At 69.3% G+C, this 25,333-nt stretch carries 26 protein-coding genes; 14 read left to right on the top strand and 12 right to left on the bottom strand.

Annotated elements, in window-relative coordinates; genetic code table 11:
* The first annotated feature begins 26 nt into the window (after positions 1–26).
* Both CQ047_RS04100 and CQ047_RS04095 read left to right on the top strand, forming a co-directional pair.
* The gene (locus CQ047_RS04100; RefSeq protein ID WP_219844587.1) at positions 27–1,274 is read left to right on the top strand and encodes an alpha/beta fold hydrolase; all 1,248 of its coding nucleotides are present in this window, start codon (positions 27–29) and stop codon (positions 1,272–1,274) included.
* A 53-nt stretch (positions 1,275–1,327) separates the two neighbouring features.
* Positions 1,328–1,609 (top strand): hypothetical protein, encoded by a 282-nt coding sequence (locus tag CQ047_RS04095; RefSeq protein ID WP_105673016.1) that lies wholly within the window; start codon positions 1,328–1,330, stop codon positions 1,607–1,609.
* Between the two features lie 66 nt (positions 1,610–1,675).
* Here the strand turns inward: CQ047_RS04095 and CQ047_RS04090 are convergent, their stop codons facing one another.
* The 3 genes from CQ047_RS04090 to glgA form a co-directional block, all read right to left on the bottom strand.
* On the bottom strand, positions 1,676–1,933 hold the full coding sequence (locus CQ047_RS04090) for a type B 50S ribosomal protein L31 (protein WP_017202258.1): 258 nt from the start codon (positions 1,931–1,933) through the stop codon (positions 1,676–1,678).
* Positions 1,934–2,024: 91 nt separating this feature from the next.
* Positions 2,025–2,810: an ABC transporter ATP-binding protein gene (locus CQ047_RS04085; RefSeq protein WP_105673015.1), complete on the bottom strand. Its 786-nt coding sequence runs from the start codon at positions 2,808–2,810 to the stop codon at positions 2,025–2,027.
* Between the two features lie 17 nt (positions 2,811–2,827).
* A complete protein-coding gene (gene glgA / locus CQ047_RS04080) occupies positions 2,828–4,012 on the bottom strand; it encodes a glycogen synthase (protein ID WP_105673014.1) in 1,185 nt (394 codons plus the stop codon).
* A gap of 47 nt (positions 4,013–4,059) precedes the next feature.
* On the opposite strand from glgA, the gene glgC reads away from it, so the two are divergent.
* From glgC to CQ047_RS04060, 4 genes are all read left to right on the top strand, one after another.
* Positions 4,060–5,301: a glucose-1-phosphate adenylyltransferase gene (glgC, locus tag CQ047_RS04075; RefSeq protein WP_105673013.1), complete on the top strand. Its 1,242-nt coding sequence runs from the start codon at positions 4,060–4,062 to the stop codon at positions 5,299–5,301.
* Positions 5,302–5,347: 46 nt separating this feature from the next.
* On the top strand, positions 5,348–5,983 hold the full coding sequence (gene serB / locus CQ047_RS04070; protein WP_105673012.1) for a phosphoserine phosphatase SerB: 636 nt from the start codon (positions 5,348–5,350) through the stop codon (positions 5,981–5,983).
* 199 nt (positions 5,984–6,182) lie between these two features.
* Positions 6,183–11,690: a glycosyl hydrolase family 8 gene (locus CQ047_RS04065; RefSeq protein WP_181155827.1), complete on the top strand. Its 5,508-nt coding sequence runs from the start codon at positions 6,183–6,185 to the stop codon at positions 11,688–11,690.
* Between the two features lie 9 nt (positions 11,691–11,699).
* Positions 11,700–12,395, top strand: a complete 696-nt coding sequence (locus tag CQ047_RS04060) for an alpha/beta fold hydrolase (RefSeq protein ID WP_105673010.1) — start codon at positions 11,700–11,702, stop codon at positions 12,393–12,395.
* A gap of 3 nt (positions 12,396–12,398) precedes the next feature.
* Here the strand turns inward: CQ047_RS04060 and CQ047_RS04055 are convergent, their stop codons facing one another.
* A complete protein-coding gene (locus tag CQ047_RS04055) occupies positions 12,399–13,109 on the bottom strand; it encodes a beta-ketoacyl-ACP reductase (protein WP_105673009.1) in 711 nt (236 codons plus the stop codon).
* Between the two features lie 135 nt (positions 13,110–13,244).
* Between CQ047_RS04055 and CQ047_RS04050 the strand changes: the two genes are divergently transcribed.
* From CQ047_RS04050 to CQ047_RS04035, 4 genes are read left to right on the top strand one after another with little or no spacing between them, the layout of a single operon-like run.
* Positions 13,245–13,841 (top strand): DUF4190 domain-containing protein, encoded by a 597-nt coding sequence (locus CQ047_RS04050; RefSeq protein ID WP_105673008.1) that lies wholly within the window; start codon positions 13,245–13,247, stop codon positions 13,839–13,841.
* A gap of 51 nt (positions 13,842–13,892) precedes the next feature.
* Entirely contained in the window at positions 13,893–14,246 is a 354-nt protein-coding gene (locus CQ047_RS04045; RefSeq protein ID WP_105673007.1) for a DUF3099 domain-containing protein, read from the top strand.
* Entirely contained in the window at positions 14,243–14,437 is a 195-nt protein-coding gene (locus CQ047_RS04040; RefSeq protein ID WP_105673006.1) for a hypothetical protein, read from the top strand. The genes CQ047_RS04045 and CQ047_RS04040 overlap by 4 nt, the downstream gene beginning before the upstream one ends.
* The gene (locus CQ047_RS04035) at positions 14,434–15,246 is read left to right on the top strand and encodes an SURF1 family protein (protein ID WP_105673005.1); all 813 of its coding nucleotides are present in this window, start codon (positions 14,434–14,436) and stop codon (positions 15,244–15,246) included. The genes CQ047_RS04040 and CQ047_RS04035 overlap by 4 nt, the downstream gene beginning before the upstream one ends.
* A 4-nt stretch (positions 15,247–15,250) precedes the next feature.
* Here the strand turns inward: CQ047_RS04035 and CQ047_RS04030 are convergent, their stop codons facing one another.
* From CQ047_RS04030 to CQ047_RS04010, 5 genes are all read right to left on the bottom strand, one after another.
* Positions 15,251–15,982, bottom strand: a complete 732-nt coding sequence (locus CQ047_RS04030) for a hypothetical protein (protein ID WP_105673004.1) — start codon at positions 15,980–15,982, stop codon at positions 15,251–15,253.
* 76 nt (positions 15,983–16,058) lie between these two features.
* Positions 16,059–16,697: an HAD family hydrolase gene (locus CQ047_RS04025; RefSeq protein ID WP_105673003.1), complete on the bottom strand. Its 639-nt coding sequence runs from the start codon at positions 16,695–16,697 to the stop codon at positions 16,059–16,061.
* Positions 16,685–17,119: a cupin domain-containing protein gene (locus tag CQ047_RS04020; RefSeq protein ID WP_105673002.1), complete on the bottom strand. Its 435-nt coding sequence runs from the start codon at positions 17,117–17,119 to the stop codon at positions 16,685–16,687. The genes CQ047_RS04025 and CQ047_RS04020 overlap by 13 nt, the downstream gene beginning before the upstream one ends.
* Complete coding sequence (locus tag CQ047_RS04015) at positions 17,116–17,700, bottom strand: pyridoxamine 5'-phosphate oxidase family protein (protein WP_105673001.1); 585 nt, start codon at positions 17,698–17,700, stop codon at positions 17,116–17,118. Before CQ047_RS04015 ends, CQ047_RS04020 begins: the two co-directional genes overlap by 4 nt.
* Positions 17,701–17,759: 59 nt before the next feature.
* Entirely contained in the window at positions 17,760–19,358 is a 1,599-nt protein-coding gene (locus CQ047_RS04010) for an ABC-F family ATP-binding cassette domain-containing protein (RefSeq protein ID WP_105673000.1), read from the bottom strand.
* 164 nt (positions 19,359–19,522) lie between these two features.
* Between CQ047_RS04010 and CQ047_RS04005 the strand changes: the two genes are divergently transcribed.
* The 4 genes from CQ047_RS04005 (at position 19,523) to CQ047_RS03990 (ending at position 23,511) form a co-directional block, all read left to right on the top strand.
* Complete coding sequence (locus tag CQ047_RS04005; RefSeq protein ID WP_105672999.1) at positions 19,523–20,143, top strand: DedA family protein; 621 nt, start codon at positions 19,523–19,525, stop codon at positions 20,141–20,143.
* Positions 20,144–20,147: 4 nt separating this feature from the next.
* Complete coding sequence (locus CQ047_RS04000) at positions 20,148–21,347, top strand: sensor histidine kinase (RefSeq protein WP_105672998.1); 1,200 nt, start codon at positions 20,148–20,150, stop codon at positions 21,345–21,347.
* Positions 21,344–22,015: a response regulator transcription factor gene (locus tag CQ047_RS03995; protein ID WP_105672997.1), complete on the top strand. Its 672-nt coding sequence runs from the start codon at positions 21,344–21,346 to the stop codon at positions 22,013–22,015. Before CQ047_RS04000 ends, CQ047_RS03995 begins: the two co-directional genes overlap by 4 nt.
* A gap of 116 nt (positions 22,016–22,131) precedes the next feature.
* Positions 22,132–23,511, top strand: coding sequence for an acyltransferase (locus CQ047_RS03990; protein WP_105672996.1), 1,380 nt, complete (start codon positions 22,132–22,134; stop codon positions 23,509–23,511).
* Here the strand turns inward: CQ047_RS03990 and CQ047_RS03985 are convergent.
* Genes CQ047_RS03985 through CQ047_RS03975 form a run of 3 tightly spaced genes read right to left on the bottom strand, consistent with a single transcriptional unit; the run spans position 23,397 to position 25,256 of the window.
* Positions 23,397–23,990: an energy-coupling factor transporter transmembrane component T gene (locus CQ047_RS03985; RefSeq protein ID WP_105672995.1), complete on the bottom strand. Its 594-nt coding sequence runs from the start codon at positions 23,988–23,990 to the stop codon at positions 23,397–23,399. The genes CQ047_RS03990 and CQ047_RS03985 overlap by 115 nt on opposite strands.
* Positions 23,987–24,679 (bottom strand): energy-coupling factor ABC transporter ATP-binding protein, encoded by a 693-nt coding sequence (locus tag CQ047_RS03980; RefSeq protein WP_258132466.1) that lies wholly within the window; start codon positions 24,677–24,679, stop codon positions 23,987–23,989. Before CQ047_RS03980 ends, CQ047_RS03985 begins: the two co-directional genes overlap by 4 nt.
* On the bottom strand, positions 24,669–25,256 hold the full coding sequence (locus CQ047_RS03975) for a biotin transporter BioY (RefSeq protein WP_105672994.1): 588 nt from the start codon (positions 25,254–25,256) through the stop codon (positions 24,669–24,671). Before CQ047_RS03975 ends, CQ047_RS03980 begins: the two co-directional genes overlap by 11 nt.
* Positions 25,257–25,333: the final 77 nt, after the last annotated feature.

Below are 25,333 nucleotides of genomic sequence, written 5' to 3'. Positions count from 1 at the left end.
GTCATCGCGGACGATAGGCTCGACGGGTGAGCACCATTGTCCGTCGCCTGCTGGATCTGACCGTCGAAGAGCACACGCTCACCGTTCCCCTGGTGTGGTCGGATCCGTCCGATCCCCGCACCATCGACGTGTTCGCCCGTGTGGTGTCGCGCGAGGGCGGCGAGGCGCTCCCCTACCTGGTCTTCCTGCAGGGCGGCCCCGGCCACGAGGCTCCGCGGCCGTTCCACTCGTCGACCGCCCCCGCGTGGCTCGACGAGGCACTCGCCCACCACCGCGTCGTCATGATCGACCAGCGCGGAACGGGCCTGTCGACGCCGGTGGGAGACGCCGATCTGCAACGCGGCTCGACGTCCGTCGCCGAGCACCTCACCCATCTGCGTGCGGACTCCATCGTGCGCGACTGCGAAGCGATGCGCGAGCACCTGGGTGCTGCGACCTGGAGCGTGCTCGGGCAGTCCTTCGGCGGGTTCACGACCCTCGCATACCTGACGACGGATGCCGCATCCCTCGAGAACGTCTTCATCACCGGCGGCCTCAGCACCGTCACGCGCTCCGCCGACGAGGTGTACGCCCTCTGCTACGACAAGATGCGGACCGCATCCGAGAAGTACTACCGCCGCTTCCCGGAGCACCGCGACGTGATGCGCCGCCTCGTCGACCTCGCGACCGCGGGTGGCATCACCCTGCCGGACGGCGAGGTCGTCTCGGCGTCCCGTCTGCGCTCCGTGGGCTCCGCCCTGGGAACGAACGACGGCTGGCAGACCCTCTGGTCGCTCCTGGAGCGGGACCCCTCGTCGAACGCCTTCCGCTACGACCTGATGCACGCCATGCCGTTCGACGGCCGCAACCCGCTCTACTTCGCGTTCCACGAGTCGAGCTACGCCAGCGGTGAGGCGACACGGTGGTCGGCGGAGCGCGTCGAGCCCGCCGACTTCGTCGAGGACGTCACGCTGTTCACCGGCGAGCACATCCGCCGCGAGTGGACGGAGACCGTCCCCGCGTTCCAGCCGTGGCGTGAGGTCGTCCTGGAGCTCGCTGAGTTCGAGTGGCCGTCGATCTACGACGCCGACACGATCGCCGCGTCCGGCGCCACCGGAGCGGCCGCGGTGTACGTGAACGACGTCTACGTGCCCCTCGAGTTCTCGCTCGAGACGGCCGCGCTGCTGCCGGGCGTGCAGCTCTGGGTCACCAGCGAGCACGAGCACAACGGCCTGCGGTCGGGCCCCGTGCTGTCGCACCTCGTCGACCTCGCGCAGGGCCGCCGCCTCCGCTGAGAATCCCCCGCACGACGGATGCCGACGTCGTGCGCCCCGCGTAGCCTGGGCGCATGAAGGACATCGTCGGCTGGTTCTACGTCGCCATGGTCGCCGGCATGGGACCGGGGCTGATCGTCTTCGCGATCGTCAGGACGATGTCGAAGAAGACCGTCGAGGAGAAGTACGAAGGCACGGGCGGCGGATTCGGCGGAGCCTTCGACGCGATCTGGATGCCCTCGGCCTACGAGGCCGGCATGGAGCGCGACCGCCAGACCCGACGGACGGCACCCGCACCATCGCCAGGCGATCCGCCGAACGCCATCGACGGCGATCGCATCGTCATCGACATCTGACCGGATCCCCGGCGCAATGACGAAGGCCCCGCTCTCCGAGGAGAGCGGGGCCTTTCGCGGCGGTCCTTACTTGGAGGAACCGCCGAAGCCCTTGAAGCGCTGGTTGAACTTCTCGACGCGACCGGCCGAGTCCATGATGCGCTGCTTGCCCGTGTAGAACGGGTGCGAGGCCGAGGAGATCTCGACGTCGATGACGGGGTACTCCACGCCGTCCAGCTCGATGGTCTTGTCGCTCGTGACGGTCGAACGGGTGAGGAAGGTCTCGCCCGAGCCGAGGTCGCGGAACACGACGGCCTTGTAGTCGGGGTGGATGTCAGTCTTCATGGGATTCCTTAGTTGATGCCCTGGATTGTGCCAGAGTCGGGGAAGTCTGCGGTGCGGTGAGCACCAAGGATCGAGTTTAGCAGATGGGCGATCAGGATGCCGCGCGCGCGGCGTAGCGTCCGCCGTCCTCGGTGAGCACGATCGGCATGCCGAACGCCTCGGTGAGGGACTCGGCCGTGAGGGTCTCCGCGATCGGCCCTGCCGCGACGACCCTGCCCTCGCGGATCAGCATCACGTGGGTGAAGCCGACGGGGATCTCCTCGACGTGATGCGTGACCATGAGCATGGCCGGGGTCGTGGGCGACGAGGCGTAGCCGCTGAGCAGGCTCAGCAGCTCCTCGCGGGATCCGAGGTCGAGAGAGGCGGTCGGCTCGTCCAGCAGCAGGAGCTCCGGATCGGTCATCACGGCGCGCGCGATCTGCACGCGCTTCTGCTCGCCGTCGCTCAGCGTGCCGAAGGTGCGGTCGGCGAGGTGATCCAGCTTCCACTCGGCGAGGACGCGCAGCGCACGGCGCTCGTCGATGCTCTCGTAGAGCTCGTTCCAGCGGCCGAGAACCGAGTACGCGGCCGTGAGGACCGTGTTCAGCACCGTCTCGTCCCTCGGCACCCTCTTGGCCATCGCCGACGACGCGAAGCCGATGCGCGGGCGCACCTCGAAGACGTCCGTGCGACCCAGGGTCTCCCCCAGCACCGTCACCGTTCCCGAGGTCGGGTGCATGAGCGTGTCGGCCAACTGGAGGAGCGTGGTCTTGCCCGCCCCGTTGGGTCCGAGGACGACCCAGCGCTGATCGTCCTGGACCTGCCAGGTCACGTGATCGATGATGTTGCACCCCTCGCGGCGCACGACGACGTCGGTGAACTCCAGAGCGCTTGGCATGCTGCCAGCCTATCTGCTCAGTCCGTCAGCTCCGCGTAGAGCGCGCGCGTGGTGTCGGCGATCGCACTCCAGCTGAACTCGTCGCGTGCACGAGCGCGACCGGCCTCGCCGTACTCCCTCGCCCTCGCCGGATCCGACGCCACCTCGGTGAGCACCGCGGCGAGGTCTGCGACGTACTTCTCCGGATCGACGGGTGTGCCGGTGCCGTCCTGCACCTGCTCGATCGGGACCAGGCGTCCGGTGCGACCATCGGCGACGACCTCGGGGATGCCGCCGGTCGCCGTGCCGACCACGGCGGCGCCGCACGCCATCGCCTCGAGGTTCACGATGCCGAGGGGCTCGTAGACCGAGGGGCAGACGAACGTGGTCGCTGCCGTGAGGATCGCGGAGAGCTCGTCACGCGGCAGCATCCGCTCGATCCAGATGACGCCCTCCCTGGACTGCTGCAGCAGGCGCACGCCCTCCTGCACCTCCGCCATGATCTCGGGAGTGTCCGGAGCGCCGGCGCACAGGATCAGCTGAACATCGGCGGGCAGCCGCCCTGCGGCCTGCAGCAGGTACGGCAGACCCTTCTGACGCGTGATGCGTCCGACGAAGACCACGGACGGCCTCGACGGGTCCATGCCGATCGACGCCAGGAACTCCGGGTTCTGGACCGGACGCCAGCGCTCGACGTCGATGCCGTTGTGGATGACCCGAACCTTCGCGGGGTCGACGTTCGGGTAACTCCGCAGGATGTCGTTGCGCATGCCGGCGCTCACCGCGATCACCGCGGCGGCGTTCTCGTAGGCGAGCTTCTCGATCCCGCTCGACACCGCGTAGCCACCGCCGAGCTGCTCGGCCTTCCATGGCCGGAGGGGTTCGAGGCTGTGCGCGGTGAGCACGTGCGGGATGCCGTGCAACTGCGAGGCGATGTGACCGGCGAAGTTCGCATACCAGGTGTGACTGTGCACGAGGTCGGCGTCGGCGATCGCCGAGACGATCTCGAGATCGGTGCCGAGCGTCTGCAGCGCGGCGTTCGCGTCGGCGAGCTCCGAGGGGGTCCGATAGGCGAACGTCCCCGGTTCGTCACGGGGCGCGCCGAAGGCGCGGACACGCACCTCGATGCTCTCTCGCAGAGCCGTGACGAGCTCCGCGACGTGCACGCCAGCACCGCCGTAGATCTCCGGCGGATACTCCTTCGTGATCATTTCAACTCGCATGTGCGAAACGCTAGTACACGCAGGGATTGGCACTCTAGGGTGGAGCCATGTCCGCTCCAAAGAAGATCTTCGGCATCATCCTCGCCGGCGGCGAGGGCAAGCGTCTCATGCCCCTCACGGCTGACCGCGCAAAACCTGCAGTGCCCTTCGGCGGACAGTACCGATTGATCGATTTCGCCATCTCGAACCTCATAAACTCAGGCTTGAGACAGATCGTCGTCCTCACCCAGTACAAGTCCCACAGCCTCGACCGTCACATCTCGCAGACCTGGCGGATGTCCGCCCTCCTCGACTCGTACGTCACGTCAGTGCCCGCCCAGCAGCGGCTCGGCAAGCGCTGGTTCTCCGGCTCCGCCGACGCGATCCTGCAGAGCCTCAACCTGATCAACGACGAGAAGCCCGACATCGTGATCGTCATCGGCGCCGACCACGTCTACCGCATGGACTTCCAGCAGATGCTCGACGCGCACATCGCGTCGGGCGCGAAGGCCACGGTCGCCGGCATCCGACAGCCCCTGGCCCTCGCGTCGCAGTTCGGGGTCATCGACGCCGACATCGAGTCCGGACGCATCAAGCAGTTCCTGGAGAAGCCCACGGATGCCGAGGGGCTCGACGACTCGCCGCACGAGGTCCTCGCGTCGATGGGCAACTACATCTTCGACGCCGACGCGCTGATCGCCGCCGTCGAGGCAGACGGGGAATCCCCGACCTCCGGCCACGACATGGGCGGCGACATCGTCCCCTACTTCGTCGAACGGGGCGAGGCCGGCTACTACGACATGAAGCAGAACGACGTGCCGGGCTCCTCGCCGCGCGACCGCTCGTACTGGCGAGACGTGGGTACGATCGACTCCTTCTTCGACGCGCACATGGACCTGATCTCCACGCTGCCCGTGTTCAACCTCTACAACATGGAGTGGCCGATCCACTCGCAGGCGGTGAACTCCCCGCCCGCGAAGTTCGTGCGCGACTCGGTCGGACGCATCGGCAACGCGATCGACTCGATCGTGTCCCTCGGCTGCGTGCTCTCCGGAACGCACGTCGAGCGCAGCGTGGTCGGCCCGTGGACCCTCGCGGGAGGCGGCTCGACCATCACCGACTCTGTCCTGTTCGATCACGTCCGCGTGGGCGCCGGCGCCCGCGTGCACAGGGCGATCCTCGACAAGAACGTCGTTCTGGCCGACGGCGCGACGGTCGGCGTCGACCGCGAACGCGACCTGGCCCGCGGCTTCACCGTCACGGACTCGGGGATCACCGTGGTCGGCAAGGGCGTCTTCGTCGACCGCTGACGTCATGCGGCGTTCGAGCCCGGCGGCTATCGCTAGGCTCGAATCCGTGACCTCCGCGCGCTTCCTCGTCGTCCTCGATGCCGATTCCACCCTCATCCGCAATGAGGTGATCGAGCTGCTCGCCGACGAAGCAGGACGGCGCGAGGAGGTGCAGGCGGCGACCGAGGCGGCCATGCGCGGGGAGGTCGATTTCGCCACGAGCCTGCGCTCGCGCGTCGCGGCCCTCCAGGGCGTCGAGGTGTCGTCGTTCGAACGGGTTCTGGCCCGGATCGAGCCCACGACCGGAGTCCGAGAGCTCACGGCGGCGGTGCACGAACGCGGCGGGGTCGTGGGCGTCGTGTCCGGCGGATTCCACGAGATCCTGGACCACGTGGCTCCGGGTCTCGGCGTGGACCGCTGGCGCGCCAATCGGCTCGAGGTCTCCGACGGAGCGCTGACGGGTCGCGTGGACGGCGAGATCGTCGACGCCGAAGCGAAGGCATCATCGCTGCGGGAATGGGCCGCGGAGCTCGGAGTGCCATCGTCCGCGACGATCGCGATCGGCGACGGCGCCAACGACCTGAGGATGATGGCGGCCGCGGGCCTCGGACTCGCGTTCAATGCGAAGCCGGCCGTCCGCGCCGCCGCCAGCCTGGTCATCGGCCCGCAGGACCTCGGCGAGGTCATCGCTCTACTTCCGTAGCGTCCCGTACCGGCCGATGAACGGCCGATGCGCCTTTCGTGCCGGCGGATGAACTCTCCTCTCGTCCGGTCTCTCGTCATTGACCCGTGCCTTCGTGTGTGGATAGCATTCCCATAACAGATCGTAAATGATCTTTACTATCGAAATCCACCCTCGCCTCATAGGTCGCTGCCGTCGACCGCCCCACGAAGGACACTCGATGACCTCCTCGGACACCACGCACCCGCTCCGGCTCTCCCGCTCCGGAGTCGTGCGCACCCTGGCCGCGATCACCGCGGCACTCACGCTCTCGGCACTCATCGCTCCTACCGCGCAGGCTGCCGGACCCGAATCGGTGGCGGAATGGCGTTTCGCGACGGCGCCCTCCGTCGTCGACGCCAGCCCGGCCGCGAACGTCTTCACCGCGACGGGCGGCGCGGACACCGCGGCGAGCCTGCGTCCCGTCACGACCGACCCGCTGCTCTCCTACACCTACGACGAAGCCGAGCGCTCGGTGCGATACCAGGGCTGGAACGACGGCGTGGGCATCAAGGGGTGGGTGGTCACCCTGGACACCCGTGGCTATGCCGACCTCACTCTCACCTCACAGCAGCGCTCGTCCGGTTCGGGACCGCGCGACTTCGCTGTGCAGGTCAGCACCGACGGCCAGAGCACCTGGCAGGACGTGCCGGGTGGCGTCGTCACCGTGGGCACCGATTTCGCGACCGGCGGTTCCGTCGCGTCGCTCCCGCTGCCGGCATCCGCCGCCGACCGCGCCGACGTCGCGATCCGCTGGGTGGTGACCTCCACCACCAGCGCGAGCGGATCGACCGTCGGCGCGACCGGCTCCAGCCGCATCCGCGACATCTCGGTATCCGGCACATCCACCGGCACACCGGTCGAGCGGCCCACCGTCGCGACCGCGCTCTCCCCGCTGAACGGCGCCGTCGACGCGCCGCTGGACGCTGTGCTCACCGTGACGTTCAACAAGCCGATCGCGCTCGCATCGGGCGCGACGGCATCGGTCGTCGATGACGGTGGCTCCCCCGTCGCCGACGTCGCCGCGACCGCGAACGGCACCCAGCTCTCGCTGACGCACGCTCCGCTCCAGCCCGGACGCGGATACACCGTCACCCTGCCCCGCGCCGCGGTGGCCGGAGCGGCGGACGGCATCGCCCCGGCATCCGACATCGTGTGGTCCTTCCGCACCCCCGCGGCCCCGCGCGCCTCCGTGGCGGAGTGGGCGTTCGCCGACGACGGCGACGACGGCGTCTTCTGGGCCACCGACAGCGCCTATGCCGACCACTCCGCCCTCACCAGCGTCGGCACCCGCGGCGAGTACGGCTTCCACGCCGACCGCGGCAACGCGATCTCCGTGCAGGGCTGGGGCGGAGGCGCCGGCACCAAGTACTGGCTGGCATCGCTGTCCTCCGTCGGTTTCGAGAACCTCTCCCTCTCGTCGGAGCACAGCGCCTCGGGCTCGGGTCCCCGCGACTTCGTCGTCCAGATGAGCACCGACCGGGTCACCTGGACCGATGTCCCCGACTCCACGATCAAGACCGCGACGCACACCTTCACCTGCCCTGACGACACGTGCCGCCTCACCGACGTCCCGCTGCCCGCGGCCGCATCCGGGGCCTCGACGCTGTTCCTGCGCTGGCTGCAGGCCACCGACACTCCCTCCAACACCGACGACAACACCACCGTCGGCGGCTACGGCGACAGCTTCCTCCGCAACATCCGCATCTCGGGCGACCGGATCGACGGCGCCCCGCTCGTGATCCCGACCGTCGACGTGCAGACGGCCCCGGTCGATGCCGCGGCGACCGTCGACCTCGCCGCACCCGTGACCCTCCGCGTCAACAAGGACGTCTCGATCGTCGACGCCTCCTCCATCTCGATCGTCGACGAGACCGGAGCCGCCGCATCCGGAGTCGTCCCGACCGCGAAGGACGACCTCGTGTCGATCGCCCACCGGGACTTCGGATTCGGACACCGTTACACGGTCACGGTTCCGGCCGCGTCCATCGCGGGTGCCGACGGCGTCTCCCCCGTCCGCGACATCGTCTGGAGCTTCAGCACCTTGGCGAAGACACCCACCGCGTTCTCGATGAACTTCAACGGCGACACCCGCACCTCGATGAGCTTCGCCTGGTACACCCCGCCCGAGGTCACGGCGACGCATGTCCAGATCGCTCCCGCAGGCGCCCGCGACGGCGACGAGTTCCCCGACGACGGCGTGATCGAGTTCGATGGGAAGAGCGAGATCATCGACACGTTCGTGACGGAGAGCGACCGTGAGGCGCGCCGCACCACGAAGTACGCGAGCCACAAGGCGACGGCGGACGGGCTCTCCCCCGGAACCTCCTACGTGTACCGCGTCGGCGACGGCACACCGAACGGCTGGGGCGGGATCGGCAGCTTCACGACCGACTCGGCGATCGCGGAGCCGTTCCACTTCCTCTTCGGGTCCGATTCCCAGGCTTCCGATCTCGGGAGCTTCCTGGAGTGGCAGGACACCTTCGAGAAGGCGTCGGCGAAGGTGGACGACCCGAAGTTCCTCCTCGTCACGGGTGACCTCGTCGACAACGGGGACCTCGAGGAGCAGTGGCAGTGGATGCTCAACAGCGCCGCCGACCAGTTCGCCACCGTGCCCTACGTGCCGGTCCTCGGCGGGCACGAGGTGGAGGACTCGGGAACCCTTCCGAACAACAATTTCTTCAACCACTTCAACGAGCCCCGGGATGCCGCGGGCACCGGCGCCCACGAGGGCTCGGTCTACTCGTTCGAATACGGCGACGCCCTGTTCATGCAGTTCAACTCCCAGTACGGCGGAGGACTCGACGAGAACGGTGACACCGCCTGGGTCGATCCGCAGTTCAGCAAGCAGCTCGACTGGCTTCGTCGCACCGTCGCCGAGACCGACAAGCGGTGGAAGTTCGTGTCCCTGCACAAGGGCGTCTACTCCGCAGGAGAGAACGTCTGCAACTGGGAGGCCGACCGCGTCGCGTTCTACGAGAAGACGCTCGTGCCGATCTTCCAGGAGACGGCGGTCGACGTGGTGCTCGAGGCGCACGACCACATGTACATGCGCTCCCACCAGATGCGCGACGGCCACCCGGTCGACACCATCACGGATGAGAACGGTCAGATCGTCGTGCAGTACGACGTGACGGATCCGAACGGCGTGCTCTACCTGATGCCCAACGCGCTCGGCAACAAGTTCTACGAGACGCCGGAAGGGTGCGACACCTCTTTCGCGGCGATCAATGCCCAGCCGGAGAAGAAGATGTTCGTGGACTTCTCCGTGTCGCGCGACACCCTGTCCTTCACCGCGTACACGGCGGCCAAGGAGGACGAGATCGCCGGCTCCGACGGACTGCGCGAGTTCGACCACTACTCGATCACCCGCACGGACGGCACCCCAGATCCAGTACGCGACGCGAGCGTGCGCATCGCCGACGGCGCGGCGTCCTTCTCCTGGAAGGCGCCGACCGCTTCGGTCGAGCCCGTGCGGGGTTATCGCATCTACGAGAAGAACGACCGCGTGGGCGTGAACTGGAGCGCGTACATCCCCGCCGAGACCGGCAAGGAGCAGTACACGTTCGTCCAGCCCATCTCCGACGACCCCACGGTGCGCTACGAGTTCGTCGTGCGCGCCGTGGGCGCGAAGGACAACTCCGCGCCGGTGGCCATCGCGCCGCCTCGGGCGTCCGATGACGAGAAGGCGCCGTCGGCGCCCGTCGGCGTGACCCTCAGGGCGGCGTCGCCGTTCCAGGTGAACGTGAGCTGGCTGCCGTCGGTGGACGACGTCGCGGTGACCGGGTACAAGGTCTTCCGGGACGGGGAACTGGTCGCGCGGACCACGACGACGACCTTCCAGGACGCGGGGCGCGAGCCGGGCACGACCTACGAGTACCGGATCAGCGCCTACGATGCCGCGGGCAACGAGTCGGCGAAGAGCACCCCGGCGACGGTGTCGACCCCGCGGAACCCCACGACGACGGATCCGCAGCGCCCGTTCGGTCAGCACACGGTCTACGCACCGGGGACGCTGCGTCCCGGCGTGGGCCAGGAGCGGATGGATGCGACGGTCGCCTCCCTCTACGACGCGTGGAAGGACGCGTATCTGACGCAGAACCCCTACGAGTCGGACCAGTACTACGTCTACTACAACGGCAACGGCGAGGCGGGGGAAGACGCCCCCGATGCGGTGACCACGTCGGAGTCCAACGGCTACGGAATGCTCATCACCGCGATCATGGCCGGGCACGATCCGCAGGCGCAGACCCTGTTCGATGCGCTGCTGCGCTTCGCGAAGGCCCACCCGAGCAGCGTCGATCCCGACCTGATGGCCTGGCAGCAGCGAGATGACGGCACGGCGATCGTCAACACGACGGAGGTCGACGAGGAGGGCGAGGAGTACGGCGACGACGCGGCATCGGACGGCGACCTCGACATGGCCTACGCGCTGCTCATGGCCGACGCGCAGTGGGGCAGCGGAGGGGCGTTCGACTACCTCTCCGAGGCGCGTCGTCTCATGGCGGCGATCCTGAGGAGCGAGGTCCATCCGACGGATGACGTGATCCTCCTCGGCGACTGGACCAGGGACGAGATCGTCTTCGGCCGGTCGACGCGCACCTCCGACTTCATGCTCCAGCACTTCAAGGACTTCGCGAAGGCGACGGGGAACCCGCGCTGGACCGACGTGGTGGACGCGACGCAGTCGGCGTCTCACGACCTCTTCTCGCGCTTCAGCCCGACGACGGGTCTGCTGCCCGACTTCGCGATCCGCGACGGGGCCGGGTACCGACCGGTGGATCCGGGATTCCTGGAGGACGACAACGACGGCGCGTACAACTGGAACGCCAGCCGCGTGCCGTGGCGCCTCGGCACCGACTATCTCCTCACCGGCGACGATCGCACCCGGGAGCAGCTGTCGACGATGAACTCGTGGCTGCAGACTGCGACTCACGGCGATCCCTCGGCCATCGCTCAGGGGTACTCCCTCGAGGGGCAGCCGCTGGACGAGTGGACCGACCTGGCGTTCTCGGCGCCGTTCACGGTGAGCGCGATGGTCGAGGGCGGGAACCAGGAGTGGCTCGACGCGCTCTGGGAGGCGAACACCGCCGAGCCCGTCACGACGTACTTCGGCGACAGCATCCGGATGCTGTCCCTGATCGTCGTGTCGGGCAACTGGTGGTCACCCACCGGGGTCGGTCTGCCGGAGACGGCCGTCGCGCCCGTCGCACCGACAGGCCTGACGGCCACCGCGACAGCCCCTGCCTCCGTGCGACTCGAGTGGCAGAGCACGGCGGGAATGCTCAAGACCGCGGCCACCGGCCGCGCCGAGGTGATCGGCTACCGCGTCTTCCGCGACGGCGTGGCGGTCGCGAGCGTCGCGGAGGGCACGTCCTTCGTCGACTCCGGCCTCGTCGGCGGCACCACCTACCGCTATCACGTGACCGCGGTGGACTCGCTCGGACAGGAGTCGTCGCCCAGCGATGTCGCCGCGGTGACGACCCCGAAGTCCGGCGGCGGAACGCCCGTCGACCCGGGAACCCCCGGGTCCCCGCACGGCGGCGGACTCGCGACGACGGGCGGGAGCGTGCCGATCTGGATGCTCCTCGGTGGCCTGGCGCTCATCGCGGTCGGAGCGATCGCGCTGATCCGTCGCAGACGCGGTGGACGATCCGGACGCTCCACGGATGTCGGAGGCGACGCGTAGGGTCTGCGCATGGACATCATCCTCATCCCCGGTCTCTGGCTCGACGCGTCCAGTTGGAACGAGGTGGTCCCCGCCCTGGAAAGGGCGGGGCACCGCGTGCATCCCCTCACCATGCCCGGTGTCGGCGCACCGGCCTCCGAGTCCGCTGACATCGGCATCGCGGACTGGGTGGCGGCGGGCGTCGCAGCGGTCGACGCCGTGGACGGCCCCGTCGTGGTGGTCGGCCACAGCGGAGGCGGCAACGTCGCGTGGGGCGTCGTCGATGCGCGGCCCGATGCGGTGTCTCGCGTCGTCTTCGTCGACACGGTGCCGCCGCCGCCCGGCCAGGGGATCAGCGAGTTCGAGACGATCGACGGCGTCGTCCCCTTCCCCGGTTGGGACTTCTTCCCTCCCGAAGACGTCGACGATCTCGACGAGGCGACGAGGGCGCGCACGGCTCCCCTGGCGCTGAGCGTTCCGGCGCGGGTTCCGACCGATCCGATCGCGCTCTCCGCAGACGCCCGCTACGGCGTTCCCGCCACGCTCCTCATGGGAGGGCTCGACCAGGAGACCCTGGAGTCTCTGCTCGAGCAGTGGGGTCCGTACGCCGAGGAATACCGCGCCATCGAAGACGCCGAGGTCGTGCGCATCGGGTCAGGGCACTGGCCGCAGTTCTCCGTGCCCGAACGTCTCGCGGCGCTGATCGGCGCCGCGGCGTCGAGATGAGGGTCAGTGCCCCATCCCGAGACCGCCATCGACGGGGATGACGGCGCCGGAGATGTAGCCGGACTCGTCGCTCGCCAGCCAGGTGACGACGCTGGCGACCTCGTCGGGCGTCGCGAAGCGCCCGGCGGGGATGCTCGCCTTGTACTGCTTCTGCGTCTCTTCGGGCAGCTCCGCCGTCATGTCGGTCTCGATGAAACCCGGAGCCACGACGTTCGCCGTGATGCCGCGGCCACCCAGCTCGCGGGTGAGTGAACGGGCGAACCCGACCAGGGCGCTCTTGGACGCCGAGTAGTTGATCTGGCCGGCCGAACCGTAGAGACCGACGACGCTGGAGATGAGGATGACGCGGCCGAAGCGGGCGCGCAGCATTCCCTTCGAAGCCCGCTTGACGACGCGGAAGGAGCCGCCGAGATTGGTGGCGACCACGCTGTCGAAGTCGTCCTCGCTCATGCGGAGCAGCAGCGTGTCCTTGGTGATCCCGGCGTTCGCGACGACGATCTCGACAGGACCGAGCTTCTCCTCGACCTCGGTGAAGGCGGCGTCGATCGCAGCGGCATCCGTCACGTCGGCTCGGACGGTGAGTGTGCCCTCAGGCCCCTCGCCGCTGCGGACCGTGACCGCGACGCGGTAGCCGTCGCGGACGAATCGCTCGGCGATCGCTCGTCCGATGCCGCGGTTGCCTCCGGTGACGAGGACGACGCGCTGAGAACTCATTTTCACTCCTGATCCGGCCGGCTGGGTCCGTGGCCTGGTCGACATCGATCCTATCGATGATGCCGTGTGCGACCGGGATGACGTTTGACAGAACAACACGCGGCTGAAACGCTGAAGGCGACGAAAGGCTTCGACGTGAGCGACAACAGCATCCCCGGTCCTGCAGGCGAGCCGCAGCCGATCCAGCCTCCGGCAGCTCCGCCCGCTTCTCCGCCCCAGGCCTACCCGGCGGGCGCTCCCGGCCAGGCGTACCCCGGCGCGGCTCCCGCCTATCCCCCGGCTCAGCCCCCGTACGGCGCCCCCGCCGCTCCGCAGCCGTACGCGGCTCCGGCAGCCCCGCCCGCCTACGGCGCACCCGCGCCCCAGCAGCAGTACTACGCGTCGGTGCCCCCGACCCAGCCTGCCCCCGGGTATCCGTACGGCGCCCAGGGCTACACGGCTCCCCGTCCGAACAGCGGACTCGCGCTCACGTCGCTGATCTGCGGCATCGGCGGGCTCGTGCTGTTCTGGTTGTGGGCCCCCGTCGTCGCCTCCATCGTCGCCGTCATCACCGGCCACATGGCTCTGAAGCAGATCAAGAGCAACCCCGCCCTCGGCGGCCGAGGCATGGCCATCGCGGGACTCATCACGGGTTACGCCGGCATCGGGCTCCTCGTCGCGCAGATCGCGATCGTCCTGTTCGCGTTCTTGTTCTTCGGCGCCTTCTCCGTGCCGTTCCTCGTCAACAGCTGATCCCCTGCGGCGAGCTCCACAGCCTCCCCGGCGGCGTAGGCTTGATGCATCGTGAAGAACAAGCGTCTGGTGCCCGCCGTCACCTCCCTGCCGCAGTCGCCGCGGGACGAGGCCGACCATCGCGTGCGCCGCTACGCGCTCACGATGACGATCCGCGTGGTGTGCTTCGGACTGATGGCGCTGGTCCAGCCCTACGGGTGGTACACCTGGGTGTTCGGGATCGCGGCTGCCGTCCTCCCCTACATCGCGGTCGTGTTCGCGAACGCGGGCAGCGACAGCACGGAGACGACCGCCGAGTCGCCGGTGCAGGAGATCGAGGCGACGACTCGCCTGTCGGAGACCGTCGAGACGCCGTCCGAGACCCACATCATCACGATCCACGAACGTCGGCAGGACGAGGAGTGACGGCACTGGAGTGCTCGCGCGCCGGCTGCCGGAGCGCGGCGACGAAACAGGTCGTGTGGCGGAATCCGCGCATCCACGCGGCCGATCGCGAGAAGATCTGGCTCGCCTGCGATGACCACGCGGGGTTCCTGCACGACTATCTCGCGGCGAGGGACTTCCCCGTGACGATCAGAGACGGAGTCCCCGCATGAGCCAGCGGATGCTGCGCTGGACGGTGTACGTGCTCATCGCGATCGGATTCGCGATCGCGTGCGTCTTCCTGTCGCACTGGCAGTTCGATCGCAATGCCTCCCGCACCGAGCAGATCGCCCTCGTCGAGCAGAACTACGAGGCCGATCCCGTACCCCTGGACGATCTGATCGGATCCGACGGACGCTTCCACGCAGGCGACGAATGGCATCCGGTGACGCTGAACGGCTCGTATCTCACCGACCAGCAGCTGCTCGTCCGCAACCGCCCGCACGGAGGGACGGTCGCCTTCGAGATCCTGGTGCCGTTCCAGACCGGCGACGGCCGAGTCTTCATCGTCGATCGCGGGTGGGTCGCGCCCGGCGAGGGCGACACCCCGGACGCCGTTCCCGCACCGCCGCAGGGAGAGGTCGAGGTCGTCGTGCGGCTTCGACCTGGCGAGAGGCTCCCCGCGTCCGGCCGTGGAGCCGCCGAAGGCCAGGTGGCGACCATCCACCTGCCGACGGTGGCCGCGCTCGTCGGAGGCGACGATGTCGTGACCAGCGCCTACGGCCAGCTCGTCAGCGAGAAGCCGGCGGCCGCACCCCTCGGCACCTTCGACTCCCCCACCGACGACCCCGGCCCGCACCTGTCCTACGCGATCCAGTGGATCCTGTTCGCGATCATGGGCTTCATCTTCATCGGGTACATCATCCGCACCGAGATCGTGAAGCACCGCGAAGAGGTCGAGGGCATCCCGGTGAAGGAGAAGCGCAGGCGCAGCCGCGACCGTGACGCCGACATCGAAGACGAACTGCTCGACGCCCGCTGACCCGTCAGCCGTCCCACGCACGGACCCGACGGACGATCGCCGTCTTCGGATACTCGCCGGAGGGCGGCGCCGTCTCGAACAGATCGATCAGCAGGAACAGCGGGTACTCCGGCGCCTGGCGGATTCTGCGGAGGACGATCCCCTCGCATCCGATGATCGTCTCCCCCGCTCCCCAGATGACGGTCCACGTATGCGGAAGACCCGCGTCGAAGGGCAGCGTCACCTCGGCCATGTCGGTGGTCATCCGCGGGTCGTGATGCGCCTTCACGCCGGAGCGAGCGACCGTGGACGCGCCGATCGCGTCCGCATCGATCTCGAAGACGCAGATCTCTCCCGAGTCGTCGGCGGATAAATGCTCCGTTCCCACGAGCCAGGCCGCGAGCATGCAGCCGGGATCGTTGCTGGCGCTCACGGAGATGTCGATGCGGCCGTGATCCGGCGCGAACAGCAGCCTCGTCGGCGTCTCGGTGCGCACGACGAGACCATCGGGGCGGTGACGATGAGTCCCCCGCGCCGACCCCGTAGGGCCCGAGAACACACCGGTCTGGAGATTCGACACCCGAAGAGGCGCGTCCTCAGGACGCCAGTCGAGTTGATCCGCGTCGATACGCAGCTCCAGCCCGTCGCGGCTGTTCGCGTACCTCGCCTCCGACCGCTCAGGGACGGTCCACTGCGGGAGATAGTGCGCGACCCAGCGGGCGGGATCGACGCCCGTGGAGAAGTCGTCGTCGAACACCGGGGGCGAGGATGGCGGATCCGGCAACCGGACGTCTGTTGTGCGCACGGCACATGGTCTCACCGACCGCAGACATTCAGCCGGCGAGCAGCGGGATCAGCTCCTCCAGGGCGGCGATGCGCGTCCGCTCCTCCGGTGCGACCTGGTGTCCGCCGTCGAAATGCACGAAGGATGCTCCGAGGGCGTCCGCGATCTCCCGGTCATGATTGGTGTCGCCGATCATCAGCACCTCGTCGGCGTCGAGTCCCGACGAATCGAGCCAGCCCTGGATCGCATCGTGCTTGGACGCACGGAACGGATCGTGAATGGACAGCACGGCCTCGAACTCATCGGCGATGCCGTGCGGCGCCATCTGCGCGCTCAGGACGTCGGTCAGGGTCGCCGAGGCCAGGACCTGCCGGTGTCCGAGTCCGGCGACGGCCGCGATCGTGCGGTGCGCACCGGCGTGCAGCGAGGCCTCCCCCGTGCGCCGCGCGAGGAGCTCGAGGTATCTCCGGGCAGCCGGTTCGAACAGCGCGTCGCGGATGCCCAGGTCGGCGTAGAAGTCGCGGATCGGGAAGCGGAACGCCGAGCGGTAGGCCGCAGCATCCCCCAGCTCGTCGAGTCCGTGTTCCGACAGCACGCGGTTCATCACCTGTCGGCACAGGGCCGCGTCGTCGAGCAGCGTGCCGTTCCAGTCCCAGCAGACCGCGCGGACGCGCGTCAGTCCGTCCACGGCATCGGACGCTCGGGAAGACGGGAGCTGTCGTCCGGAAGGTGCGGCAGCTCCTCACCTCCGGCACGCACACAGAGCCAGCGCAGTTCGCCTGGGCTGTCTGGGCGTGCACGCCAGGTGCGGGCGACACCCTGCCCGACACGGATGACGGTGCCTGGTCCGACCTCGACGACATCATCGTCCAGGCCCATCTGGCCTCGCCCGCCGAGGAAGACGTAGACCTCCTCGACCTTCTGGTGCACGTGCCAGTACCCCGCCTCCTCGCCCGGCAGGAGCGCATTGGCCGTCATCCCGATGAACTGCATCGTGAGCTCGTGATCGACGACGCGACGACCGTCACGGGACCGCGCCTCGTCGAACCCGCCGAAGTGCCCCCGCCACTCGTCGAGCGCGCCGATCTCCGTCACCTGGTATCCGGTCATCGTCCGTCCTCCGTTCCTGCGCCGCTGCGGCTCCAGCCCGCGGCATCCCTCGTGTACACGATTCTCGCGTGACGCCGATCGCCCGACCCCTGCCAGAACTCGATGCGGTCGGGGACGAGACGCCAGAGCACCCAGTCGTCTGCGGCCACCCCGTCGCGTGCGGCAGCGGAGCGCGCAGCGAGGTCAGCGGCGCTCTCTTCGGGACTCGCCTCCTCGACGCGTCCGCGGACGCGGACGGCACGGACCTGCGGTTGCCACCAGAAGTTCAACGCCGCGACCGGACGCGCCGCCAGCTGCTCGCCCTTCGTCGAGGAGCGCAGCCCCGCGAACGCCCAGCCGCGCAGGGACACGTCCTTCAGGATGAGGGTGCGCGCATCGGGGATGCCCTCGGCGTCCACGGTCGCGAGCGTCATCACGTGCGGCTCCGGAACCCCCGCCGACACGGCGCACTCGAGCCACTCGAGGAACAGCGCGACCGGGTCGGTCGGGAGACCATCCAACGCGAGGACCGGAGCGCGTCCGGTCAGCGAGGCCAGCGCACGCAAGCGGTCGACGACGGGGGCGGGAGATTCCTTCGGCACGCCCCCAGACTACGACCGAGCGCCGACAGAGCACCCCGCGCGGCCGACGACGGGTCAGGTCACGCGAGCTCGATGAGGTCCTGGTACTCCTGGCTCCAGATGTCCTCGACGCCGTCGGGCAGGATCAGCACGCGCTCGGGGTTGAGCGACTGCACGGCGCCGGGGTCGTGCGAGACGAGCACCACGGCGCCCTCGTAGTGCGCGAGCGCGCCGAGGATCTCCTCGCGGGAGGCGGGGTCGAGGTTGTTCGTCGGCTCGTCGAGCAGCAGCAAGTTCGCCGACGACACGACCAGGGTCGCGAGCGACAGACGCGTCTTCTCACCTCCGGAGAGCACGCCGGCCGGCTTCAGCACGTCGTCGCCCGTGAAGAGGAACGAACCGAGGACCTTGCGCGCCTCGGTCTCGGTGATGTGCGGAGCGGCCGAGACCATGTTCTCGAGCACCGAACGGCTCACATCGAGGTTCTCGTGCTCCTGGGCGTAGTAGCCGACCTTCAGACCGTGGCCCGGTTCGAGCTGCCCGGTGTCGGGCTGGTCCACGCCCGCGAGCATCCGCAGCAACGTCGTCTTGCCCGCGCCGTTCAGGCCGAGGACGACGACCTTGGATCCGCGGTCGATCGCGAGGTCGACGTCGGTGAAGATCTCCAGCGAGCCGTACGACTTCGACAGACCGCTCGCCATCATGGGCGTCTTGCCGCAGGGCGCCGGCTTCGGGAACCGGAGCTTGGCGACGCGGTCCTCCTGGCGCACCTCATCCAGACCGGCGAGCAGCTTCTCGGCGCGTGCGATCATCTGGTGAGCGGCGGCGGCCTTGGAGGCCTTGGCGCCGAAGCGCGCGGCCTGCTGCTGCAGGGTCGTCGCCTTCTTCTCCGCGTTCGCGCGCTCCTTCTTGCGACGCTCCTCGTCGGCGGCGCGCTGGCGGAGGTAGTTCTTCCAGTTCATGTTGTAGGCGTCGATGACCTGACGGTTGGCATCGAGGTAGAACACGCGGTTCACGGTCTCGCCGACGAGCTCGACGTCGTGGCTGATGACGATCAGCCCGCCCTTGTAGTTCTTCAGGAACTCGCGGAGCCACACGACACTGTCGGCGTCGAGGTGGTTGGTGGGCTCGTCGAGGATCATCGTCTCGGCATCCGAGAAGAGGATGCGCGCGAGCTCGATGCGGCGGCGCTGACCGCCGGACAGGGTCTTGAGGGGCTGATCGAGGATCCGATCGGGAAGCGAGAGGTTGTTCGCGATGGACGCCGCCTCGGCCTCGGCCGCGTAGCCGCCCTGCCCCTCGAACTCCTCGGTGAGCCTGGCGTAGCGCTTCATCGCCTTCTCGGCGACGGCCGGGTCGTCCGAGCCCATCGCGACCGTGGCCTCGGCCATGCCGAGCGCCAGCGTCCCGAGGCCGCGAGCGTCGAGGATGCGCGTGCGTGCGAGCATCTCCGGGTCGCCCGAGCGGGGGTCCTGCGGCAGATAGCCGAGCTCGCCCGAGCGCGTGACGCTGCCGCCGGACGGGAGCACGTCTCCGGCGAGCACCTTCGTCAGAGTGGTCTTGCCGGCGCCGTTGCGCCCGACCAGACCGATCTTGTCTCCATCGGAGACGCGGAACGAGACATTCTCCATGAGCAGGCGTGCGCCAACGCGGATTTCGAGTTCGTGCACGGCAAGCACAGCGGGATGTCCGTTCGTTCGGGGTGGGAGGCGGCCGATGGGCCAGCCTCCCAGTATAAACCGGCACGCTCATCGAGCATTCCCAGGAAGATCACCCCACAGGGTGACGAGGACGATACCGCGGGTGGATGCCGTCCGATGCGCCCGCTTCCTAGCGTGGAGGGGTGGACGTCATCAACGAGATCATCATGCAGACCGTCGCCTCTCCCTGGCTCTACGTCGTGCTCTTCGCCGTGACGATCATCGACGGCTTCTTCCCACCGGTGCCCAGCGAGACCGTGCTCGTCGCCGCGGCGGCGGTCGCCGCCTCCTCCGGCCAGATCGCGACCCTGTGCGCCCTCGGCGTCATCGCGGCCGTCGGAGCGGCGATCGGCGACAACATCGCCTTCGCGATCGGGCGTCGCGTCGGCACCACCCGCTTCTCCTGGATGAGACGACCGCGCATCCAGGCCGCGTTCGCCCACGCCCAACGCGCGCTGGATCGACGCAGCGCCGCGCTCATCCTCGGGGCGCGGTACATCCCGGTCGGCCGGGTCGCGGTCAACATGTCGGCGGGGGCGCTCGGGTTCCCGTGGCGTCGCTTCGTGCCGCTCAGCATCGTCGCCGGCATCAGCTGGAGCGCCCTGAGCATCGCGATCGGGCTGTTGGCGGGGGCCTGGATCAAGGACCAGCCGCTCCTCAGCGCGGTCATCGGGGTCGCCGTGGCGCTGTCGATCGGGATCGTGATCGACAGGATCGCCTCGTCACGGCGTCGCCGCGAAAGCGCTCTGCAGCTGGCAGGATGACAGCATGGCCCGCCGCCTCCGTCTCCCCCGCATCAGTGCGCGCACCGGCGCGCTGATCGGCGTGTCCGCGGCGTCGGTCGCGCTGTTCGCCGTCCTGGTCTCCCTGCACGCGACGATCTACGGCACCCTGCTGCCGCTGGTGTTCATCCTCGGGGCCGCGATCTGCGCTGCCCCTCTTCTCTCGCTGACCCGCCCCCTGACCGCGATCGCGATGTTCTGCGGCGGCGCGTTCGCACTCCCCCTGCTGGTCTCCGCGTCCGGCGGCCCCGCGGCGCCCTGGCCGTGGTCGGTGCCCGCCATGCTCGCCTTCGTGCTGTTCGTCGGCGTCGTGACCTTCCGTCACGGCGCCCGCATCGGCGCCTACCCGCTCGTGATCGGCATGATCGGATCCCTCGCGGTCCCCCTGCTCCGCCCCGACGTCCATGCGGGCAACGCCGCGACCGCGAATCTCATCGTGACGGCATCCGTCGCCTGCGGCGGCTACCTGATCGCGATGCTCGCGGCCGGCAGGCTGCACGTCGCTCAGGAGCTGTCGCGCGAGAGGGAGCACTCGGCCCTCGAGCAGTCTCGCCGGGCGCTCATGGAGGAGCGCACGCGCATCGCCAGGGAGCTGCACGACGTCATCGCGCACAGCATGTCGGTGATCCAGGTGCAAGCATCGACGGCCCGCTACCGCCTGCCGGGCATCGGCGCGGAGGCGACCACGGAGTTCGAGAGCATCGCAGCGACGGCCCGCACCTCGCTGATGGAGATGAGAAGGATGCTCGGCGTGCTGCGCACCGAGGATCAGAGCGCCGAGCTCGCTCCGCAGCACGACATCGAGGATATCCCCGGGCTGGTCGACAGCATCCGTCGGGCCGGGGTCGCCGTGGGACTGGAGATCACCGGGGCGACGTCCACGGCCCCGGTGGCGGTGCAGATCGCGGCCTACCGCATCGTGCAGGAGGGACTGAGCAACGCCGTCAGGCACAGCCCGGGCGCCCCCGTCGCGGTGCGGTTGCAGACAGACCACGGCGCGCTCCGCATCCGCGTCTCCAACCCGGCCGCACACGCCGAGGGCCCTGCCGGCTCCGGACACGGTCTGCGCGGCATGCGCGAGCGCGCGGAGCTCCTCGGCGGTTCCCTCACCGCAGGCCATCAGGACGACGGCAGCTGGTCCGTCATCGCCGAGCTGCCCCTCGACATCGCACAGGAGAACCCATGACGATCAACGTCCTCATCGCCGACGACCAGGCCATGGTCCGGGCGGGGTTCGCCGCGCTCCTCGACGCCCACGACGGCATCCGGGTCGCCGGGCAGGCCGCCAACGGCGCGGAGGCGGTCGCGATGTCGGCCCGGCTCGACCCCGACGTCATCCTGATGGACGTGCGGATGCCGGAGCTCGACGGCATCGAGGCGACCCGTCGCATCCTCGGTCCCGGCTATCCCGCGGCTCACGTTCCGCGCATCCTGATGCTGACCACGTTCGACATCGACGACTACGTGTACGACGCCCTCGAAGCGGGGGCGAGCGGGTTCCTGCTGAAGGACGCCCTGCCCGAGGAGCTCGTGCACGCCGTACGCGTCGTGGCAGGGGGCGACGCGCTGCTGGCCCCGAGCGTGACCCGGCGGCTGATCGAGCAGTTCTCCAGCCGCAGACCGCGTGCTCCCCGCGCCGCCACGGCCCTCTCCGACCTGACCGACCGCGAGCGCGAGGTGCTCGTGCTGATCGGTCGAGGGCGCTCCAACAGCGAGATCGCGGCCGACCTCTTCATCGCGGAGCAGACCGTCAAGACCCACGTCGGCAAGGTGCTCGCCAAGCTCGGGCTGCGTGACCGCGTGCACGCCGTCATCCTCGCGTATGACGCGGGCCTCGTCGAACCCGCGTCCTGACGTCCGTCATGCCGCTGTCTCACCCCACGGTAGGGGGCGAGAACGGCACCGCGGGGTGATGCCTCGCCACTCGCCGGCTCCATAGTCTCCTGGGACACCGCTCCCGAGGAGGACCCATGAGCACCGTTCAGACACCGCCCGCCGTCGCATCGTCGGCCGTACCGCGGAGCACCCGCGACACGGGGATCGATCTGCTCCGCGCGCTGTGCGTGACCGGGGTCGTGCTGCTCCACTCGATCATGGTGGGTGTGACGGTCTCCGGAACGGACCCCGTGTTCGCGAACGCCGCGGAAGGCTCCTGGTGGATCGTCCCGGTGAGCTGGATGCTGCAGGTGATGCCGCTCTTCTTCATCATCGGCGGATTCGCCGGCGTCATCGCGTACCGCAGGCAGCGCGAGCGCGGAGGAACCGCCACGGCCTTCGTCGCCGCCAGGGTGCACCGCCTCCTGCGCCCCGCCGTCTTCGCGATCGGCCTGGTCGGTGCGGCTCTCGCGGTGCTCGCTCTCTCGGGCGTCCCCGCCGACCTCATCGCGATCGCCGGATTCCGCTACGGGCAGCCGCTGTGGTTCCTCGGCGTCTTCCTGCTCTGCCAGGCGCTGCTGCCCGCGCTGTCGGCGGCCCATGACCGGGCTCCGCTGCGCACCCTCGGCGCGCTCGCCGCAGCGGCCCTCGTCGTGGACGGCATCCGCGCGGCGACCGGCATCGATGGCATCGGATTCGTGAACCTCGCCTTCGTGTGGATGGCTCTGCAGCAGCTCGGATTCTTCTTCGCCGACGGCTCGATCGATGCCCTGAGCCGCCGCGTCCGGAAGGGCGTCGCCGTCGGCGCCGCCGCGCTCCTGGTCCTCTCCTTCGCGACCGGGGTGTACTCCCCCGACCTCATCGCGAACATCAACCCGCCCACGGGCGCCCTCCTGCTCGTCGGCGCGGTGCACCTCAGCCTCGTCTCCCTGTTCCGCGATCGCATCTCGGCGTTCAGCCGTGGGGCGCGCGCGGCCGCGTTCAGCTCCTTCGTGAACGGACGCACCATGACGATCTACCTGTGGCACATGCCCGTGCTGCTCGTGATGGCCGGGGCCTCGGCGATGGTCGCCCTGGGCACCGGAATGGCGCTCCCCGAACCGAGCAGCACCCTCTGGTGGCTCGGACGGCCGCTCTGGCTCGCCACCGCTCTGGCTCTCACGGCGCTGGTCGCGCTCGCCCTCACGCGGTTCGAGACCGCAGCGGCGCCCTCTCCCTCGATCTCGGGGCGCGGAGTCGCCGCAGCGACGCTGATCGGTCTGTGCGGGGTCGTGCTCCTGCTCGTCGCGGGGACCTCCGTCCTGACCGCGGCCATCGCGGTGGGCGCGCTGCTGATCGCGCTGCGTCTCGCCCGCGCTGCTCAGCCGAGCCCGCGCGCCGCCAGCGCATCGCCCACATCGTCGGCATGGCGCAGCGTCCGCACCATGAGCGGAACGATCCAGCGGATGCCGAGTCTCGCCCCCCGCGCGCGCTGAGCCTCGCGCACCTGATCGGCGAAACCCGCGACGACGGGGACCATGGTGATCGCCAGCGACACCGTCATCGCCACGGCCTCGACGTCCACTCCGCAGCGACGGAGCGGCCGGAGCGCCGCATGGAGCACCGCCAGCAGCTCCCCCATCCTCGTCGTCAGGGTGAGCAGCCCGGCCAGCAGCACCAGCGCGACGACACGTCCGGTGTTGATCCAGGCGGTGAGCGGCCCGACGAAGATCCACAGCGCGGCGCCCAGCACGAGCACGATCCACCGGAGGCGCCAGAGCTCGGCGGCAGGCACGATCGGCGGGAACCGCGCGAGTCCGTACAGGGAGAACACCGACGCCAGAGCGACCCCGATGATCCACGGGTCCGGAGGGGCGAGGGACAGCGCGACGGCGGTCGCAGCGAGTACGGCGAGCTTCACCGCTGCGGGGAGCCGGTGCACGGCACTCGTGCCAGGGCGATAGAGCTGGATCATCCGCACATCCGCCGATACGTCGGGATGAGCTCGTCAGGATCGCCCACGTCCACCAGGCGGCCGTCGGCGAAGAGCACCGCCGCATCGCATCGCCCCGCGAGCTCGAGGTCGTGGGTGACGACGACCACCTGAGCCTCCAGGGACAGCAGCAGATCGCCGACACGGCGCGCGTTGCGCAGATCGAGCAGGGTCGTCGGCTCATCGGCCACCACGAGCGCCGGCTCGGTGATCAGCACCGAAGCGAGGGCCAGCAGCTGCTTCTGCCCTCCCGACAGCGCCGATGCGGGAACGTCGGCGTGACCGGCGAGCCCGTGCTCGGCCAGCGCCTCCGTCACCCGACGGTCGATCTCGGCCCGAGGAAGGCCGCGGAGCGACAGCGCCACATCCTCGGCGGGTGTCGGCATCAGGATCTGCGCCTGCGGATCGGTGAACACGAAGCCGACCCGGCGGCGGAGCGCCGCGCGGTCGCGCGAGGAGTCGAGGCCGTGCACCGACACCCGCCCCGTCGACGGGGAGACGAGTCCGTTCAGCAGCCGGGCGAAGGTCGACTTGCCCGAGCCGTTCGCCCCGATCACCGCGATCCGCGGCGCGTCCATCGCGAGGCTGACCTCCGAGAGGATGCGCCGGCCGTCGCGCTCGACCGAGACCCGGTCGAGCGCGACGGTTCGCAGATCGGTCTCAGGCCGCACGCGCCCGCGTCCGCTCGAGCCGGATGGAGCCGCCGAAGGCCGGCGGGTACGCCCTGGCCAGCGCCAGGGTCAAGGCGGTGGCCGCGGCCGCCTTCAGCAGGTCCCCGGGGAGGAAGACCACCGTCGATGCCGCCGTGGGGAGAAGATCGACGCCGAGCACGAGCGACTGCACGGGGATGCCGAACAGGTAGACAACGAGGATGCCGCCGACGACCGTGCCGATGGCTGTGCGCCACCAGGTCAGCCGTCCGCTGCGGACGATGAGGCCGATCACGATGACGCCGAAGATCCAGCCCAGCATGTAGCCGGCGGTCGGCCCCACGAACACGCCGAGGCCTCCCCGCCCGCCCGCGAGCACGGGGAGTCCGATCGCTGCGAGCACCAGGACCAGGAGCACGGCGAGCGGTCCTCTGCGGGGTCCGAGCACCGTGCCGGCCAGCATGACTCCCAGGGTCTGCGCGGTGATCGGGACTCCGCCGGGCAGCGGGATCGTGACCGTTCCGAGGACGATGATGAGCGCGGCGAAGATCGCGATGCGCGCGAGATCACGGCCGAGATCGCGGGGGGCGTCGGTCATGGGTTTCCTTCCGTCGGGGTTCAGGGGTCTCGGTCGGGTGCCGATCCACTTCCTGAACACTGTTCACTTGAACGGTG

This window comes from Microbacterium sp. MYb72, assembly GCF_002979415.1.
Taxonomy (GTDB): Bacteria; Actinomycetota; Actinomycetes; order Actinomycetales; family Microbacteriaceae; genus Microbacterium; species Microbacterium natoriense.
The sequence above is the reverse complement of the archived record's forward strand: the minus strand, read 5'-3'. Positions and strand labels throughout refer to the sequence as shown.

Bases quoted from the DNA above. Each gene is read 5' to 3' on its own strand.
- CQ047_RS04095 (WP_105673016.1), top strand. From the start codon at position 1,328: ATGAAGGACATCGTCGGCTGGTTCTACGTCGCCATGGTCGCCGGCATG.
- CQ047_RS04090 (WP_017202258.1), bottom strand. From the start codon at position 1,933: ATGAAGACTGACATCCACCCCGACTACAAGGCCGTCGTGTTCCGCGAC.
- CQ047_RS04085 (WP_105673015.1), bottom strand. From the start codon at position 2,810: ATGCCAAGCGCTCTGGAGTTCACCGACGTCGTCGTGCGCCGCGAGGGG.
- glgA (WP_105673014.1), bottom strand. From the start codon at position 4,012: ATGCGAGTTGAAATGATCACGAAGGAGTATCCGCCGGAGATCTACGGC.
- glgC (WP_105673013.1), top strand. From the start codon at position 4,060: ATGTCCGCTCCAAAGAAGATCTTCGGCATCATCCTCGCCGGCGGCGAG.
- CQ047_RS04065 (WP_181155827.1), top strand. From the start codon at position 6,183: ATGACCTCCTCGGACACCACGCACCCGCTCCGGCTCTCCCGCTCCGGA.
- CQ047_RS04060 (WP_105673010.1), top strand. From the start codon at position 11,700: ATGGACATCATCCTCATCCCCGGTCTCTGGCTCGACGCGTCCAGTTGG.
- CQ047_RS04055 (WP_105673009.1), bottom strand. From the start codon at position 13,109: ATGAGTTCTCAGCGCGTCGTCCTCGTCACCGGAGGCAACCGCGGCATC.
- CQ047_RS04035 (WP_105673005.1), top strand. From the start codon at position 14,434: ATGAGCCAGCGGATGCTGCGCTGGACGGTGTACGTGCTCATCGCGATC.
- CQ047_RS04020 (WP_105673002.1), bottom strand. From the start codon at position 17,119: ATGACCGGATACCAGGTGACGGAGATCGGCGCGCTCGACGAGTGGCGG.
- CQ047_RS04000 (WP_105672998.1), top strand. From the start codon at position 20,148: ATGGCCCGCCGCCTCCGTCTCCCCCGCATCAGTGCGCGCACCGGCGCG.
- CQ047_RS03995 (WP_105672997.1), top strand. From the start codon at position 21,344: ATGACGATCAACGTCCTCATCGCCGACGACCAGGCCATGGTCCGGGCG.
- CQ047_RS03990 (WP_105672996.1), top strand. From the start codon at position 22,132: ATGAGCACCGTTCAGACACCGCCCGCCGTCGCATCGTCGGCCGTACCG.
- CQ047_RS03985 (WP_105672995.1), bottom strand. From the start codon at position 23,990: ATGATCCAGCTCTATCGCCCTGGCACGAGTGCCGTGCACCGGCTCCCC.
- CQ047_RS03975 (WP_105672994.1), bottom strand. From the start codon at position 25,256: ATGACCGACGCCCCCCGCGATCTCGGCCGTGATCTCGCGCGCATCGCG.